The organism is Streptomyces sp. NPDC001851, from assembly GCF_040297165.1.
Lineage (GTDB): Bacteria > Actinomycetota > Actinomycetes > Streptomycetales > Streptomycetaceae > Streptomyces.
This window is the reverse complement of the sequence record NZ_JBEOYR010000015.1, coordinates 13581-28293: the sequence shown is the minus strand read 5'-3', so window position 1 is coordinate 28293 and position 14713 is coordinate 13581. Positions and strand designations below refer to the sequence as shown.

General features: G+C 73.1%; 18 protein-coding genes. 10 read left to right on the top strand and 8 right to left on the bottom strand.

Going from position 1 to position 14713, the window contains the following annotated elements:
- Nucleotides 1-16: 16 nt before the first annotated feature.
- The 3 genes from ABT171_RS22800 (at nt 17) to ABT171_RS22790 (ending at nt 3039) form a co-directional block, all read left to right on the top strand.
- Nucleotides 17-1609 (top strand): FAD-binding oxidoreductase, encoded by a 1593-nt coding sequence (locus tag ABT171_RS22800; protein ID WP_351246537.1) that lies wholly within the window; start codon nt 17-19, stop codon nt 1607-1609.
- A gap of 54 nt (nt 1610-1663) precedes the next feature.
- Entirely contained in the window at nt 1664-2545 is an 882-nt protein-coding gene (locus ABT171_RS22795; RefSeq protein WP_351246535.1) for a diacylglycerol kinase family protein, read from the top strand.
- 101 nt (nt 2546-2646) lie between these two features.
- A complete protein-coding gene (locus ABT171_RS22790) occupies nt 2647-3039 on the top strand; it encodes an NUDIX domain-containing protein (protein WP_351246533.1) in 393 nt (130 codons plus the stop codon).
- Between the two features lie 18 nt (nt 3040-3057).
- Here ABT171_RS22790 and ABT171_RS22785 read toward each other — a convergent pair whose 3' ends face one another.
- Nucleotides 3058-3432, bottom strand: coding sequence for a thioesterase family protein (locus ABT171_RS22785; protein ID WP_351246531.1), 375 nt, complete (start codon nt 3430-3432; stop codon nt 3058-3060).
- Between the two features lie 26 nt (nt 3433-3458).
- The gene (locus ABT171_RS22780; RefSeq protein ID WP_351246529.1) at nt 3459-3926 is read right to left on the bottom strand and encodes a GreA/GreB family elongation factor; all 468 of its coding nucleotides are present in this window, start codon (nt 3924-3926) and stop codon (nt 3459-3461) included.
- Between the two features lie 163 nt (nt 3927-4089).
- On the opposite strand from ABT171_RS22780, the gene ABT171_RS41940 reads away from it, so the two are divergent.
- Entirely contained in the window at nt 4090-4167 is a 78-nt protein-coding gene (locus ABT171_RS41940) for a 50S ribosomal protein bL37 (protein ID WP_373305753.1), read from the top strand.
- Nucleotides 4168-4463: 296 nt separating this feature from the next.
- Complete coding sequence (locus ABT171_RS22775; RefSeq protein ID WP_351246527.1) at nt 4464-5525, top strand: YihY/virulence factor BrkB family protein; 1062 nt, start codon at nt 4464-4466, stop codon at nt 5523-5525.
- Between the two features lie 31 nt (nt 5526-5556).
- On the opposite strand, the gene ABT171_RS22770 is transcribed toward ABT171_RS22775, so the two are convergent.
- Nucleotides 5557-6306, bottom strand: coding sequence for an SDR family oxidoreductase (locus ABT171_RS22770; RefSeq protein WP_351246525.1), 750 nt, complete (start codon nt 6304-6306; stop codon nt 5557-5559).
- 151 nt (nt 6307-6457) lie between these two features.
- On the opposite strand from ABT171_RS22770, the gene ABT171_RS22765 reads away from it, so the two are divergent.
- Nucleotides 6458-6778 carry a hypothetical protein gene (locus ABT171_RS22765; RefSeq protein ID WP_351246523.1) on the top strand — a complete coding sequence of 107 codons (321 nt, stop codon included), beginning with the start codon at nt 6458-6460 and terminating at the stop codon, nt 6776-6778.
- Between the two features lie 74 nt (nt 6779-6852).
- Nucleotides 6853-8163: a hypothetical protein gene (locus ABT171_RS22760; RefSeq protein ID WP_503076251.1), complete on the top strand. Its 1311-nt coding sequence runs from the start codon at nt 6853-6855 to the stop codon at nt 8161-8163.
- A 112-nt stretch (nt 8164-8275) separates the two neighbouring features.
- Here the strand turns inward: ABT171_RS22760 and ABT171_RS22755 are convergent, their stop codons facing one another.
- A complete protein-coding gene (locus ABT171_RS22755) occupies nt 8276-8872 on the bottom strand; it encodes a CGNR zinc finger domain-containing protein (RefSeq protein WP_351246519.1) in 597 nt (198 codons plus the stop codon).
- A 104-nt stretch (nt 8873-8976) separates the two neighbouring features.
- Between ABT171_RS22755 and ABT171_RS22750 the strand changes: the two genes are divergently transcribed.
- Both ABT171_RS22750 and ABT171_RS22745 read left to right on the top strand, forming a co-directional pair.
- Nucleotides 8977-10173 (top strand): MFS transporter, encoded by a 1197-nt coding sequence (locus tag ABT171_RS22750; protein ID WP_503076250.1) that lies wholly within the window; start codon nt 8977-8979, stop codon nt 10171-10173.
- A gap of 51 nt (nt 10174-10224) precedes the next feature.
- Nucleotides 10225-11181, top strand: a complete 957-nt coding sequence (locus ABT171_RS22745; RefSeq protein ID WP_351246515.1) for a hypothetical protein — start codon at nt 10225-10227, stop codon at nt 11179-11181.
- A 107-nt stretch (nt 11182-11288) separates the two neighbouring features.
- On the opposite strand, the gene ABT171_RS22740 is transcribed toward ABT171_RS22745, so the two are convergent.
- Together ABT171_RS22740 and ABT171_RS22735 are read right to left on the bottom strand one after the other, a co-directional pair.
- Nucleotides 11289-12002 carry a hypothetical protein gene (locus tag ABT171_RS22740; RefSeq protein ID WP_351246514.1) on the bottom strand — a complete coding sequence of 238 codons (714 nt, stop codon included), beginning with the start codon at nt 12000-12002 and terminating at the stop codon, nt 11289-11291.
- Nucleotides 11995-12489: a GNAT family N-acetyltransferase gene (locus ABT171_RS22735; RefSeq protein ID WP_351246512.1), complete on the bottom strand. Its 495-nt coding sequence runs from the start codon at nt 12487-12489 to the stop codon at nt 11995-11997. The genes ABT171_RS22740 and ABT171_RS22735 overlap by 8 nt, the downstream gene beginning before the upstream one ends.
- On the opposite strand from ABT171_RS22735, the gene ABT171_RS22730 reads away from it, so the two are divergent.
- Nucleotides 12427-12756, top strand: coding sequence for a hypothetical protein (locus ABT171_RS22730; RefSeq protein WP_351246863.1), 330 nt, complete (start codon nt 12427-12429; stop codon nt 12754-12756). The two genes, ABT171_RS22735 and ABT171_RS22730, sit on opposite strands and share 63 nt — an antisense overlap.
- Before the next feature lie 236 nt (nt 12757-12992).
- Here ABT171_RS22730 and ABT171_RS22725 read toward each other — a convergent pair whose 3' ends face one another.
- Both ABT171_RS22725 and ABT171_RS22720 read right to left on the bottom strand, forming a co-directional pair.
- Nucleotides 12993-13391, bottom strand: a complete 399-nt coding sequence (locus tag ABT171_RS22725; RefSeq protein WP_351246510.1) for an ACT domain-containing protein — start codon at nt 13389-13391, stop codon at nt 12993-12995.
- Nucleotides 13392-13497: 106 nt separating this feature from the next.
- Entirely contained in the window at nt 13498-14655 is a 1158-nt protein-coding gene (locus ABT171_RS22720; RefSeq protein WP_351246508.1) for an erythromycin esterase family protein, read from the bottom strand.
- Nucleotides 14656-14713: the final 58 nt, after the last annotated feature.

The window sequence follows — 14713 nt, the reverse complement described above, 5'->3', positions numbered from 1 at the left end:
TGAGGACGACCGTTCAATGGACATGCTGTGGAACGGCTGGGGCGACCCGGCCAAGGCGGCACCGCTGCCCGACTCGGTGACCGGACTGCTGCGCGACCTGCTCGGCGTCAAGCCCCGCACCACCCCCGCCCTCTCCCTCCAGGACATCCGCCTGCCCGCCACCACGGCTGCTCCGGCCGCGCTCAAGGCCCTAGCCGAGGCCGTCGGCGGCGCCGACCACGTCCGTACCGACAGCGAGAGCCGCATCCGGCACACCCGCGGCAAGTCCACACCCGACCTGCTGCGCATCCGCACCGGGGACTTCACGGACGTCCCGCAGGCCGTGGTCCTGCCCGCCTCCCACGACGAGGTCCTCGCCGTGCTGCGCGCCTGCGCCGCGCACGGCCTCGCCGTCGTCCCCTTCGGCGGCGGCACCTCGGTCGTCGGCGGACTCGCCCCCCAGCGCACCGGCTTCGTCGCCCTGGACCTGCGCCGCATGAACGGCCTGCTCGACCTGGACCCCGTCTCGCGCACCGCCGTACTCCAGCCCGGCCTGCGCGCCCCCGAGGCCGAAGCGCTGCTCGCCGGACACGGCTTCACGCTCGGCCACTTCCCGCAGTCCTTCGAATGGGCCACCATCGGCGGCTTCGCCGCGGCCCGCTCCAGCGGCCAGGCCTCCGCCGGCTACGGCCGCTTCGACGAGATGGTCCTCGGCCTGACCCTCGCCACGCCCGAGGGCACGATCGAGACCGGACGCGCCCCGCGTTCCGCCGCCGGCCCCGACCTGCGCCAGCTGATCCTCGGCTCGGAGGGCGCCTTCGGCGTCATCACCTCCGTCACCGTACGCATCCGCCCGCTGCCGCAGCAACGGATCTACGAGGGCTGGCGGTTCGCCTCGTTCCAGGACGGCGCCGCCGCGCTGCGTAGGCTCGCCCAGGACGGACCCCGGCCCACCGTGCTGCGGCTGTCCGACGAGACCGAGACCCTCATCGGCCTGGCCCAGCCCGACGCCATCGGCGCCGACCTGGCACAGAGCACGGCCGGCTGCCTGGCCATCACCGGCTACGAGGGCACGGCCGAGGACACCGCGCTGCGCCGGGAACAGGCGGCGGCCGTCCTCACCGCCTGCGGCGGCACCCTCGTCGGAGCGGAACCGGGCGAGCGCTGGGCCCACGGCCGCTACTCGGCGCCGTACCTCCGCGACGCCCTCCTCGACGTCGGCGCCTTCGCCGAGACCCTGGAGACCGCGGCCTTCTGGTCCCGCATCCCCGACCTCTACACGGCCGTACGCACCGCACTCACCGACACCCTCACCGAGGCCGGCACCCCGCCCCTGGTCATGTGCCACATCTCCCACGTCTACGAGAACGGCGCCTCCCTGTACTTCACGGTCGTCAGCGCCCAGGGGGAGGACCCGGTGGCCCACTGGACGCCCGCCAAGCACGCCGCCAACGAAGCCGTACTGGCCGCCGGTGGCACCATCTCCCACCACCACGGGGTCGGCACCGACCACCGCGACTGGTACGTCCGCGAGGCAGGACCGCTCGGCATCTCGGCCCTGCGCGCCGTCAAGCGCCGCCTGGACCCCGAGGGCCTGCTCAACCCGGGCGTCCTGCTCCCCACCGACTGACGCCACCCCATCGACGACCGACCCCTCAGATCCGCCTGCTTCGGAGGCACACCGATGCGACAGTTCACCGCCGTCGTCAACCCCACCGCGGGCGGCTCCACGGGGGCGGCGACCCTGCTGCACCTGGCCCGGCTGCTGCGCGAGGCAGGAGCCGGGCTGGCGACGGAGTACAGCCACAGCCTCGCCCACGCCCAGGACATCGCCCGCCGCGCCGGCGAGCGCGGCCGGATCGTGCTGGCCGTCGGCGGCGACGGGATCGCCGGCGGCATCGGCGGCGCGCTGAGCGGCACCGGCACCGTCCTGGGCCTGGTGCCGGCGGGACGCGGCAACGACTTCGCCCGCGCCCTGAAGCTGCCGGCGGACCCCGCCGCACTCGCCGACATCCTGCTGCACGCCGAGCCCCGGCCCGTCGACACCATCGAGGTGGAGTCGGCGGTCCACCCCCGCACCGTGGTCCTGGGCAGCGTCTACGCCGGCGTGGACGCCGTGGCCAACCGGCACGCCAACCACGCCCGCCTGCTGCGCGGCGCCGCCTCCTACTACGCCGGCGGCCTGCGCGCGGTCACCACGTGGCGGGCGGCCGACTACCGCGTCACCGTCGACGGCGAGGAGCACACCCACCGCGGCTACACGGTCGTCGCCGCCAACTCCCCCTACTACGGCTCCGGTCGGCTCATCGCCCCCGACGCGCGCGTCGACGACGGACTGCTGGACGTGGTGATGATCCGCGAGGCACCGCGCAGGCTGTTCTTCGCCCTCATGAACGAGCTGAGGACGGGCGCCCACATCCACCGCCCCGAAGTGCGTGTCCTGCGCGGCAGGGAGCTGCGCATCGAGGCGAGCCGGCCCATCCCCTACGGAGCCGACGGCGAGGTCGACGCCACCCTCCCGGTCACGGTGCGGGTACGTCCAGGAGACCTGCCGGTGCTGTACTGACCGCGTAGTTACGGGAGATGACACCGTGTCGGTGCAGGGCGCGCCGGCCGTGGGTAAGGGAGGGGGACCGGCCGGGCGCGCCGGGGGAGAGGTGGTCATTCATGACGCTGGAGCCTGCCGGGGGAGTGGTGCAGGCGGTCGTCCTGTACGACGGACGGCTGCTGCTGGTGGCGGACGGCGACGCCTGGACGCTGCCGTCGGGCACTCCGCAGCCGGCCGAGCCGGCCGAGGCCACCGCGGCGCGCGTCGTCTACGAACTCACCGGCTACCTCGTCGACGGCACCGAGCCCCTGGCCCCGCACCACACGGCCCCGCACGACACGGCCCCGGCGGACGGGGCCTCGGCGGTGGTGTGCCAGCTGCTGAGCGAGTCCCCGTCGGGCGGAGCCGTCCTCGCGTCGGAGCACGTGCGCTGGGCGCCGATAGCCGAGGCCGCCGACGCCGCGCTCCCGGCAGTCGTACGCGCGTACCTCCAAGGACACACGCCCGTCTGAGCCCAGCCGGGCCCGCGGTCAGCGGTCCGCCGCCTGCACGCGGGCCAGGAAACTCTCCCGGTCGACGATCGCCCGGTCGATCTCGCCCGTCGCCACCAGCCGCCCCGAAGCGTCGACGGCCCGCACCGCGAACGTGAGCCGCCCGCCCGCACCGGAGGCGGCGGTCCCGGCACTCACCTCCACCTGCCCCCCGACGGGGGTGGCCCGCAGATGCCGGATCCGCACCTGCGTCCCGACGGTGGTCCGGCCCGATCCGGTGAAGGGGGCCGCGGCCCGCACGGTGGCCGCTTCCATCCACGCGATCAGCCGCGGGGTGGCGAGAACAGGCACATCACCGCTGCCCACCGCTACCGCGGTGTCGGCATCGGTCACCTCGTGCCGGAAGGCGGTCACGGCCGTTTCCCGGCTGCCGGAGTTCTTCAACCGCCGTCCCCGATCGACACGACCACCGCACTGGACGGCCCGTCCGGCGTGTCGAAGTGCACCGAGTCACCCGCGCGACACCCGAGCAGCGCACGGCCGAGCGGGCTGTCCCAGGTGACCAGGTGCTGGTCGAAGGCCTCGGCGACCTCGCCGATCTGGAGCGTCTCCTGCGCGCCGTCCGCGAAGCGGACGGTGACCGTGCTGCCCACGCCGACCTCATCCGTAGGGGGAGGCCCGGCCACGTCCGCCTGGCGCAGCCGCTCGGTGATGTCCTCGATACGGCGGTCCAGACGGTCGAGCTGATCGGCGCGCCGCAACTCGTCGGCCTGGTCGGCCTGGTCGCCGACATCGGCGCTGTCGTGCAGCGTTCCGGCGACGAGACGGCGCTCGTCGCGCAGATCGGCCAGTTCCTGCTCCAGCGCATGGCGAGCCGTGGCACTGATCGGCTTCGGGTCACCGGCCATTCCGGCTCCTCTGGTCCCGGGGAGGACATTCATGAGGCGGGCATTTTTCGCATCGTATCAAGGGGGTGGCGAGTGGAGAGGTGATCAGTCCCGATATAGCGTAGTTATGGATGGTCAGTCGGCATTCCACCCGTATCGTCTTCCTCTCCCTCTGGAGGTTCCCATGTCCTCGAAGCGACGCCGGAAGAAGAAGTCACGGCGCGGCCACGCCGCCAACCACGGGAAACGGCCCCAGTGCTGATGCGCCGGTGAGAGTGCCGGGCAACTCGGTGAACCGCGCGAGGACTTCGCGCCGGATGCGCAGCCCGGTCACACGGGGGAGCCACTCCAGAGCCGGGGCCGCACCGGCGACCCGGGCTGGTCACGGCCGTCTCGCCGTCCCGTGCGGCGACCCGGCGGCGGATGCCGGGCAGGCCCGGGCCTCCCCGCGTGCCCGACGATCTCCGGGCCGCCCCGGTGCCGCGGCCAGTCGGGCGCCACGGCCGATTCCGGCGGAAGCCCGGGCTTGAGGACGCCCGGCCGGGATACCCGAGCGGTATGGCGAAGCTGCATCTTCCCCGGCGCCACCACCACGGCGGCGACACGACTCAGGCGCCGCGCGTCCCGGCACCGGACGAGGCCGGGCCCGGCCGGCAGGTCGAGCAGGCCGCCCCCGACACCCCGGCGAAACTGCCCAAGCGGGCGTGGGGCGCCGTGCTGAAGGGTTCGTTGCGCGAGTTCCGGGACGACGAGCTGACCGACCGGGCCGCCGCCCTGACGTACTACGGGGTTCTCGCCCTGTTCCCCGCGCTGCTGGTGCTGGTGTCGCTGCTGTCCGTCGCCGGCAGGTCGGTCACCGGCAAGGTGCTGGCCGACCTCAGGCACCTCGCGCCCGGCTCCGCCCGCGACATCCTCACCCGGGCCGTGGAACAGCTGCAGAGCAATGCCGGCACCGGCTCCGTCATGGCCGTCGTCGGCCTCGTACTGGCGGTGTGGTCGGCCTCCGGCTATGTGGCCGCCTTCATCCGCGCCGCCAACGCCGTCTACGACATGCCGGAGGGCCGCCCGGTGTGGAAGATCCTGCCGGTGCGGATCGGCGTCACGGTCGTCCTGATGGTCCTCGCCGTGGCCAGCGCGCTGATCGTCGTCTTCACCGGCGGCCTGGCCCGCCACGCCGGCCAGGCCCTGGGCGTGGGCGACATGGCCCTGACGGTGTGGTCGATCGCCAAGTGGCCGGTGCTCGTCCTGCTGGTCACCGTGATGATCGCGATCCTGTACTGGGCCACGCCGAACGCCAGGGTCAAGGGCTTCAAGTGGATCACACCCGGCAGCGTCCTCGCGCTGCTGATCTGGCTGCTCGCCTCCGCCGGGTTCGCCTTCTACGTCGGCACCTTCGCCTCCTACAACAAGACCTACGGCACCATGGCCGGCGTCATCGTCTTCCTGGTCTGGCTGTGGATCAGCAACCTCGCGATCCTGCTGGGCCTGGAGTTCGACGCGGAGACGGTGCGGCAACGGGCCGTCGCCGGCGGCCTTCCGCCCCGGGCCGAGCCCTACACCGAGCCCCGCGACACCAGGAAGTGGGACGAGGAGGACGTACGCCGGCTGCGCGGGACGTGACTCCGGCGCGCCGCCTCGCCGCCCCCGTCCCTCACGCCGCGTACCCGCCGTCCACCGAAAGCTCCGCGCCCGTCACGTACACCGCGTCCGGCCCCGCCAGATAGGCCACCGCCGAGGCCACCTCCGCGGCCGTGCCGAAGCGGCCGAGGGCGGTCATCGCGGCCTGCCCGGAGGCGAAGGGCCCGTCCGCGGGGTTCATGTCGGTGTCGGTCGGGCCCGGATGCACGACGTTCGCCGTGATCCCGCGCCCGCCCAGCTCACGGGCCAGCGCCTTGGTCAGCCCGACGACCGCCGACTTGCTCATCGCGTACAGCGTGGCACCGGGGCCCGGCGCGCGCCGGCTGACGCAACTGCCGAGGGTGATGATCCGTCCCCCCGGTGCCATCAGGGCGGCGGCGGCCCGGGCGGCCAGGAACACCCCGCGCACGTTCACGGCGATCAGGCGGTCCACGTCGGCGAGCGACATGCTCTCCAACGGCTGCATGAGCCCTACCGCCGCATTGTTCACGAGGACGTCCAGGCCCCCGAGTGCCTCGGCCGCACGGGTCACCGCGCCCGCCGCCTCCGCCGCGTCCGCGGCGTCGGCACGCAGGGCCACCGCCCGCCGCCCCAGCGCCTCGACGGCCCGGACGAGGTCGTCCGCCGCCTCCTTCCCCTGCACAAAGGTGACGGCCACGTCCGCGCCCTCCTGAGCCAGTCGCCGTGCCGTCGCCGCACCGATGCCCCGGCTGCCGCCGGTGACCAGGACCTTCTTGCCGTTCAGAGCTGCCTGTGAAGTCATGCCTCCATCTCACCGGCGGGACGTGCGCGAGGCTGGCGGCGAACGGACCTCGACATCGCGGCCGCACGTGGCGGCGTGAGTACGCGCGCGGGGTGCGCGGCTGAGTACGCGACCCGATGTCCCGGCCCGACGGCGGTGATGGGATGGCCGCATGCATCTCGACGACATGCGGCCCGACGACGCAGCACCGCGCCCGGGCCACCGGACGTGGTGGAAGGCGCCTCTCGTGGCGTCCCTGCTCGGCCTGCCGTTCCTCGTGCTGGAGTACATATGGTTTCGTTCCGAGGACGGCGTCGGCGCCTTCGGAGGCGCGCTCTACTGGTCGGTCGGCCTGCTCGCCCTCTCCTGGGCCCTGCCGCACCACCGGTACCTGCGGATACCGCGCATGCTGGCCGCCGGTGCCGGGCTCGGATGCGTCCTCCTTCCCATGCTGCTCGCACTCGCGCTGGGCGCGGCCCTGAGCGGGAGCTGAGCGGACCGGGCGTTGTCAGTGCCGGGTCGTAGGGTGCGGAGCACGGCACGCTTCCGGAGGCGATGGGGGTCATGATGCGCAGGCCGGTCCACGGAGAAGTCCACGTCCACTACGGTCAGCTCTATGTCGAGAGCGATCCGGACAGCTACGGTCCGGACCTCGCCGATTCGTTCGCCGGCCAGTGCTCCGGGCTGTGCGGCGCGGCGATCCCCGGAACCCTGTGGCTGACGACCGGACTGCACACGGGCGACGTCGGCTTCACCGTCGAAGTGCACGACCACGCCCCGCCGTTGGACCCGAGCTGGGAGGACGTCGTGGAGGTGTCCTTCCGCCCCGCCTCGGACAGTACCGAGCTCGTACTGTGGGGAGGCGACGGCTCCTGGGAGCTGGGCCTGGAAGAGACCGACTACCGGGTCCGGTACTGCGCCCAGGGCATGGACGCGGCACACGACGAGGACACCCGCCTGAAGGGCGAGCCGCAACTCGACCGCTACCTCCTGCAGTTCTGGCCCGCCCCGCCCATGCCGGACCGTGTCGTGAAGCAGACCTCGGGCATGGCGGCGTACTGGCACGACTACGCCCGCACGCTGCCACCCCCGCCCACCCCGGCCGAGCGCGCCGAAGCCGAACGCCAGGCCCGCCTCGCACAGGAACAGGCGGAACGAGAACGCGAACTGGCCTACGAGCGCTGGGAGTGGGGCGGCCGGTCGCCGAGCCGGGCACTGCGCGACGTCGACGGCAACGTACGCGGCCTGCTCGCCTTCGACGCGGCACTCGTGCACGCCATCGATGCCGCCGGCCCCGCCACGCAGCGCGCGGTGGCCCTGCTGGCCGCGCGCCGTGCGTGCGAGGCGGCGGGTCTCGCGGAGCTGGACTGGATCGCCGCCGGACTCACCGCCGTCACCGAGGGACGACCGCTGCCACCGCCGCTCGACGACGAGGCCCAGGTGTGGCAGACCCTGGAGACCGACCCCCGGGTCCCGGACAGAACCGTCGGCCGGGCCGTGCCGCCCGAGCGTCCGCCCTTCGAGGCGCCGTCCGCCTGGGACGAGGTGTCCTTGCCGATCGCCGTGGCTGATACCACCGCGCTGATCGTGGGGCCCCCGGCCGACTGGGCCCCGGCGCCGGAGACCCCCGGGTCACAGACGGCGACTCGGCCCACCGAAGCGGCGATCCACACCATGCGGGTCACCATCGGCGAGCCGGACCCCTCCGTGCGCTTCTCCCAGCCGCACATGGCCATACCCGCACTGCTCGCCGCCGCCGAGGCCGACCCGCTGCAGGCCGCCCTCGACGCGGTGTACGCCGGCGTCGTCACGTACGGCGAGGACTACCCGGCACTGTTGCGGGAAGTCCGGTCGCTGTGCGACGGCAACCGCGCATAGCAGGCGGACCGCGGCTGCCGGCGTGACCACGTCTCCACGGACGACTGCGGCGCGTGGGCGCGGCTCACCCGCGCGCCGCCGTAAGGAACCGGCGCCGCGCGGCGAGCCCCGGTCACCCGGGTGACGGCCCGGAGCGGGCGCGCCGGTGGGCTGCGACACGCTCGCGGGTCGCGCAGCGCCGGGAGCAGTAGCGGCGTTCGGGGCCCGGCCCCTGGGTGATGAAGACGTTCCGGCAGGCGCCCGACGCGCAGATCCTGCCGGGCGGGAGCTGGCGGTCCCACACGAGAACGGTCAGGGCCAGGCAGGACGACGCGAGGAACCACTCGTCCCAGGGGGCGTCGTCGTCGCGGTCGACATGGGGGTGCCAGGGCGCGCCGCCCCCGTGCGAGGTCAGACGGAGCGGTCCGGTGTGCTCGCGCAGCAGGCGGTTGAGGGTGACGGCGGCCTCGTCGGCGTGCTCGGCGGCGAAGATCTCCCGCAGCCGGTCGGCGGCGTTCCGCATCCGCGCGACCTCTTGGGCGGTGAGGTCGACGGGGCCCGTCTCGCCGTACGCGCGCAGCACCTTCGCCACGTCGCCGGGGTCGGGGCGGTCCTCCGCAAGGGCGTTGACCAGGGCGGCGGTGCGGCGCGCCATAGTCAGGACGGAGTGCCGCGTGGACCAGTCGCCGTCGGTGACGTGGGGGGAGGACACCAGCGCAATGTAACGCATATTGCACATGTTTGGGTTACGTCCGTAACGTCATCCGAGTGGCAGGACGTTACGCGGTGGCCGCCTATGTGGCGGGGGCAGGGGTGGCACGGGCCGGGGACGAGATGTCGGGACCGGCGCTGATGCTGGCGGGATTCGCCGTCGCAGGGTCGGCCTCCGACGCGTCGGCACTGCTCGCGGGCATCACGGTCGCGGCGGCGGCAGGGGGCCCGGTGCTCGGGGCGGTGCTCGACCGGCAGCAGCGGCCGGGGCGGCTGCTCGCCGTGACGCTCGTCCTGTACGCGGCCGGGCTGATGGCGATCCTCGTGGGGCTCGGCCGGCTTCCCCTCGCGGTCACCGTCGTGATCGCCGTACTGACCGGCGCGCTGGGGCCCGCGCTGTCGGGCGGCTGGACGGGCCAGCTGCCGCGCGTGGCGGCGGGCGACCGGCTGCCCCGCGCGAACGCCCTCGACGCCATGACCTTCGGCATGGCGAGCCTGGCCGGTCCGAGCCTGGCCGGCGGCCTGGCCGAGGCCCTGGGGGCGCCGGCGGCCGTCGTGGTCTCGGCGGCGCTCATCGGGGCGGCGGCGCCCGCCGCGTGGACCCTGCCGGAGCGTCCCGTACGGGTGCGAGGAGGGGAGCGGGGCTCGCTGACCGGCGACCTGGCCGCCGGCATGCGGGTCATCGTCACAAGACGCCGGCTGGCGCGGGCGACCCTGCTCTCGGTCCTGTGCTGTGCGGCGCAGGGCATGCTGGCGGCCTGCGCCCCGCTGCTGGGCGAACGCGTTCTCGGCGGGGCGGGCCGAGGTGCGCTGCTGCTGTCCTGCGCGGCCTTCTCGGCTCTGGCGGCCAACGCCGTTCTGGCCCGGTTCCCCCGGTCCATGGCCCCCGACTCGATCATCTGGGCCGGCGCCCTGATCCAGGCCGGAGCGCTCGCCCTCGCGGCGACGGCCCGCCCCGCCGTGCTCGCCCTGGCCCTGCTGCTGACCGGAATCGGTGAAGGGCCGCAGCTCACCGCCCTGTTCGCGGTACGCCACCGGGAGGCTCCGGACCGTCTGCGCGGCCAGATCTTCACCACCGGTGCCAGTCTGAAGATCACCGGCTTCGCGGCGGGCGCGGCACTCGCCGGCCCGCTCGCGGCCCGGTCCCTCCCCGGCACTCTGGCCACGGCGGCGGGCGTGGCGGCCGCGGCGGCGCTGGTCTTCCGCGCCGTACCGGTGGACGCCGCCGGACCGGGGTCGGCCGCCTCCTGCCCGGCACCCCGAATACCGGCAACCCGACCCTCGCCCGGACAGATGCCGGATGATACGTCTAAACCATAACGATCTCTGCCCAGCCCTTGTGTCCTCACAGATCCGCCCTAGCCTCCGGCCATGGCATTTCTTTCAAGTCGCCGCAAGAGGGCCCGCCTCGCTCCGGAACTCGACGACCAGGAGCTGGGCAAGCTGCTGAAGTCTCTCGTGGCGACCACCAGGACCGGCACCTTCGGGACCACCGAGCTGTGTCTGGCGCAGATGTCCCGGCTCCTGGAGCAGGACCCGGGCGACTGGGACCGCAGGACGCATCGCATCGACGTCCTGGCGGGATACCTCAGCGGATCCCATCTGCCGCGGTCCTGGGTGACGCGGGAGCCCAACAGCGTGAACGCGCTCGTCCTGCACGCCTGGACCCAGGTGGCGCAGGGCCGTGCCCAGGGGCACCTGGAAGACCCCGCCGACACCATCGAGGCCTGTCTGCGGGCTGCCGAGCTCGCTCCGGACGACCCCACTCCCTGGGTGGCCCTGCTCGCGGTGGCACGCCTGGAACGCCGTGAGCAGTCCCAGGTCTTCGGGGTGTGGAACGAGGTGCTCGCCCGCGATCGCTGGAACCGCGAGGCCTATCTGAGCATGCTGGCCTACCTCAGCCCCCAGGAGGCGGGGTCGCGTATCCAGGTCCTGGAGTTCGTGGACAGCCTGGGCGCCCGCATGCCCGCCAACGCGCCGTGCGCCGCGACCGAACTCACCGCCCAGGTCCTCCAGTACCACTCCATTCTCGACCGCGGTGGATTCGAGGCGCTGGTCGCGCGCAACCACTGGTCCCAGGCGATGGCCGCGCAGGCCCTCGACCGCGTGGCACACACATGGAGCCAGCCCGGCTTCCTGCGCCACGCCAAGGCGCTGGCCGACCTCAACCTCCTCGCCTACGCGCTGATGGCCGCGGACCGGCGCGCCGAGGCGCGTTCCGTCTTCGAGGCGACCGGTGGCGTCGTCACCACATGGCCCTGGCAGACCGCAGGCGACCCGGTGACCGAGTTCGACCAGACGCGCCAGCGGTCCGGCGCCGGCTCGTGAGCCGCCTCAGGGCCCTTCGTGCCGACCGGGACCCGTCCCGGGCCGGCTGAGACCGAGGCACTTCACCGGCGCTCAGGCACGGTCAGGACGGGGCGCGGGGATCACGGTCACTCGGCGGCGTCGGGCTGGGGCTCCTCCGCGTTCGCCGCCGTGGGCTCCGAGGCGGCGGGAACGGTGTAGAAGACGGACGAGCCCTGCTTGGTGCGCTGGGCGCTGTTGCGGGCCACGAGGTTCTCCAGAGTGGTGCGGATGACCTTGGTCTGGATCGCCCGGTCGGGATGCGCCTTCTCAAGCGCCTCGGTGACCTCCGCGGCGGAACGCGGCTCCTGCTGGTCCGCGAGATGGCGGCGGACGAGCTCGACGAGCGTGGGCTGAGCCGTCTGGGCAGCCGCCTTCTTCGCGGCGGGCTTGGCCGCACTGGCCTTGGCCGCCGTGGGCTTGGCCGCACCGGCCCTGGCCGCCGCGGGCTTCTTGGCGGACCGCTTCCTGGGCTCGGACTGCTCCTTCCCGGGCTCGGACTGCTCCGCGGTCGCCTTCTTCGGCGCCCGGCGTGCGACGGCGGTGGCGGTGGTCGTCTTCCGCGGGCCGGGCACCACGGCGCCGTCGGTGGTGGCGGACGGGCCCACCGAGGTCACACCGAGCGCCTGCTGCATGTTCGTCAGAATGGTGTGATCATGCTGCAGGGCCGTCAACTGCTCCTGCAGGGACACGATTTCGGCGGAGATGCGCTCCTGCTCCTTGACGTTGCGTTCCAGGTCGTTGGTCACCTGGCTGACGTACTGCGAGGTCAACTCGGTGACGGGGGTGGTGGGCTCAGGCATCTGTCGCTCCGAGAGTGTGGGTGGGGTGCGCTCCTTTGCCTCCGGTGCGGCAAGCGGGGAGCGGGAGTTGTACTGCGGGTTCCCCGGCAGAGCGGGGAGGTTTCCTGCGGGGGTGTCCCGACACATGGATGATACGGCTGGGCCAACCTGTTTCTGCTGAGTGAACCCTGTGCGTTGCGGCGGAGGTACGCCATTCCTTGCCGAGGATGCTGAAGACCAGCGAGTCCCGCCAGCCGTGGCGCAGCAACAGAGTGCGGCGCGGACGCCCTTCGCATGTCATGCCGAGCATGGTCAGGACGTGGAAAGAGCCCAGGTTCCGCGGGTCACAGGTCGCGTGGATCCGGTGCAGCAGCAACTCGCCGGATCCGTGGGCGAGAAGCCGGCGGCCGATGGCGGTGCCCATGCCCTGTCCCCGGATCCGGGGATGCACGATGCAGGAGATCTCCCCCTGACGGTGGACATCGCTGCGGACGTGCAGTTCGCCCACGCCCACGATGTCCGGGCCGAGGCGGGCGGCAACGGCATGGCGGCGCCGAGTGCGGGCCGGCCGGGCCAGGGCCCTGGGGCTTCGGCGAACTCCCGTGTCTCGTCCTTCGTGTTCGGCCCCCAGGTCTGGTGGCGACAGGCCTCCGCCAGACATGCCCACGCGTGCACGGCCGGCCAGTCCTGCGGGATGATCCTGTCGAGTGTCACCGAGTGCGGCGGCATGCGGCGATGGTGCCTGCCGGGGCTTCCGGTCTTCCGGTGCGGGTGAGTTCGCGGCGCGGCCGAACCGATGGCCGACGGCACCTCGCAGTCGGCCCGCGCGGCACAGGGCCTGGCCTCCCGCCGCGGTGACCGGCTCGTCGACGGCTTACGGCGCCGGGGCGAGCCGTGGTTCCCGGGGGGTGCGGCGCTGGAGGCGAGCGGAGCGCGGGCGCGACCGAGGACCTCCGGGCCATCGCGCCCCCGCCCCACGGCCGTTGGGACGATGCGGTCCTCCCCAGCGGCTCAGGCGGAGGCGCCGGACAGGCGCTGGAGGACCTCCATGGCCCGCCCGGCGTCGTCGTAGGGCACGAAGAGGTGGTCGTGGTGGAAACCGGCGACCACATTGCAGCTCAGGCCCGCGTCGGCGAGGGCGCGGGAGACGGCCGCGGTCAGCCCCACCGCGGCCAGCGCGGAGTGCACCCGCAAGGTGACCCAGCCGGCCACGTAGTCGTACGCCATTCCCGCCGCGTCCGCCTCCGCCTGCGGAACGACGAGGGTCAGGCCCTCCTGCTCGGCGACCGTCACCACGGGGGTGACACCCGACGGCACGCCTCCCTCGGCCATGGTGAAGACATAGCGGCCCGGATTCAGCTCCGGACGCATGTCCCTGAGCAGTTTCTGCAGATCAGTCTCGCCGGTCACGGAACCCAGCCTACGGGGCGACCGGCCGCACGCCGGGCAGGCGAGCCGTCACGGTCACGCCGCCGCGGCTCGCCGCGGCGGCGCGGGCTTCGGCTCTCCTGCCCGGTCAGATGTGCGCGGGGGCGCCGGGGGTTGTGCCGTCGCTGATGTGCAGGACCGCGTCCACCGCACCGAGCGTCGCCCGGTCGAGCGGGAAGTAGCCGTGTCCCGGGTGTGTGCCCGTTCGGGTGCGGGCGGACGGGTCCACGGTGGCCCGCTCCAGGCCCCAGGTGGCGATACGGCTCTGGAGGCGACCTTCGTAGGTGTCCGGGGCCGGGTCCTGGAGTCCAAGAGTCTCACTGCGGCCCAGACTGCCGGCGACGCAGACATACCGGTCGCCCAGCAGCGCGGCCACGATGGCGCCGGCACCGGACCACTGCGCACCGGGGTCCCCCGGGCGCCAGGCACTCGCGTTGCGCTGCACATGGAAGTTGTGCGTGAAGACCAGGGTCGGGCCCCGCTCCTCCTCGATGGCGCGGATGTCCAGGAGGTTCTGGGCCATGAGCGCGTCACGGGCGGCGAGCAGGCAGGCTTCCCGGGAACCCGGGTTGAGGGGCTGTGCCGACTGCCTGTGGTAGCGCAGCAGGCCCAGGCCGGCGGTGAGATGTGTCCTGGCCCTGACCCAGTCCTCACGGGACGTCGCCGCCATCAGCTCCGGGGCGCGTCCGTAGAGCGCGAGGTGCATGTCGTCCGCGATCAGCCGCAGCCGCTCGGCCTCGGGCGTGGCGCCCGGCGACATGGTGTGGTCCAGGACCGCCTCCGGCCGGCTCCACCGTGTGTCGTCGCCGGTGAGTTCCGCGAGGTCGAGGTCGAGTCCCAGGTAGTCCCGGGCGTGTTCCAGAAAGGCCCGTGGGCTGGGTGCGCTGAAGTTCTCCAGCGGCGCGTCGAAGCCGTGGAAGGCCAGACGTTCCTCCGGCGGCCGGCTGCGGTTGTGGTCGCGCATCCAGCCGACCAGCCTCCTGTTGGCGTCGAGGTCTCCGAAGCCGTGGGAGAAGCCTTCGCGCATGACCACGTCGAGGCTTCCGGCTCCTTCCCGGACGTAGTCGTCGACGGCGAGCGCGGCCACGCGATCGGTCTCAAGGGCGATCGAACGGAAGCCGTGGTCGGTCAGCCGGGCGAACAGTTCGTTGCGGACCCGCCCGAAGGCCGGTTCCTGGTGGGTGGGCTCGCCCAACCCGAGGAGGGCGCATGACGGGGGCACGAAGTCTCGTATGTCCTGACTCATGGACCTCAATCGTATCCTTGAAAGGACGGTTGAGGCTTTGGAGAGCCATTGCACTCGG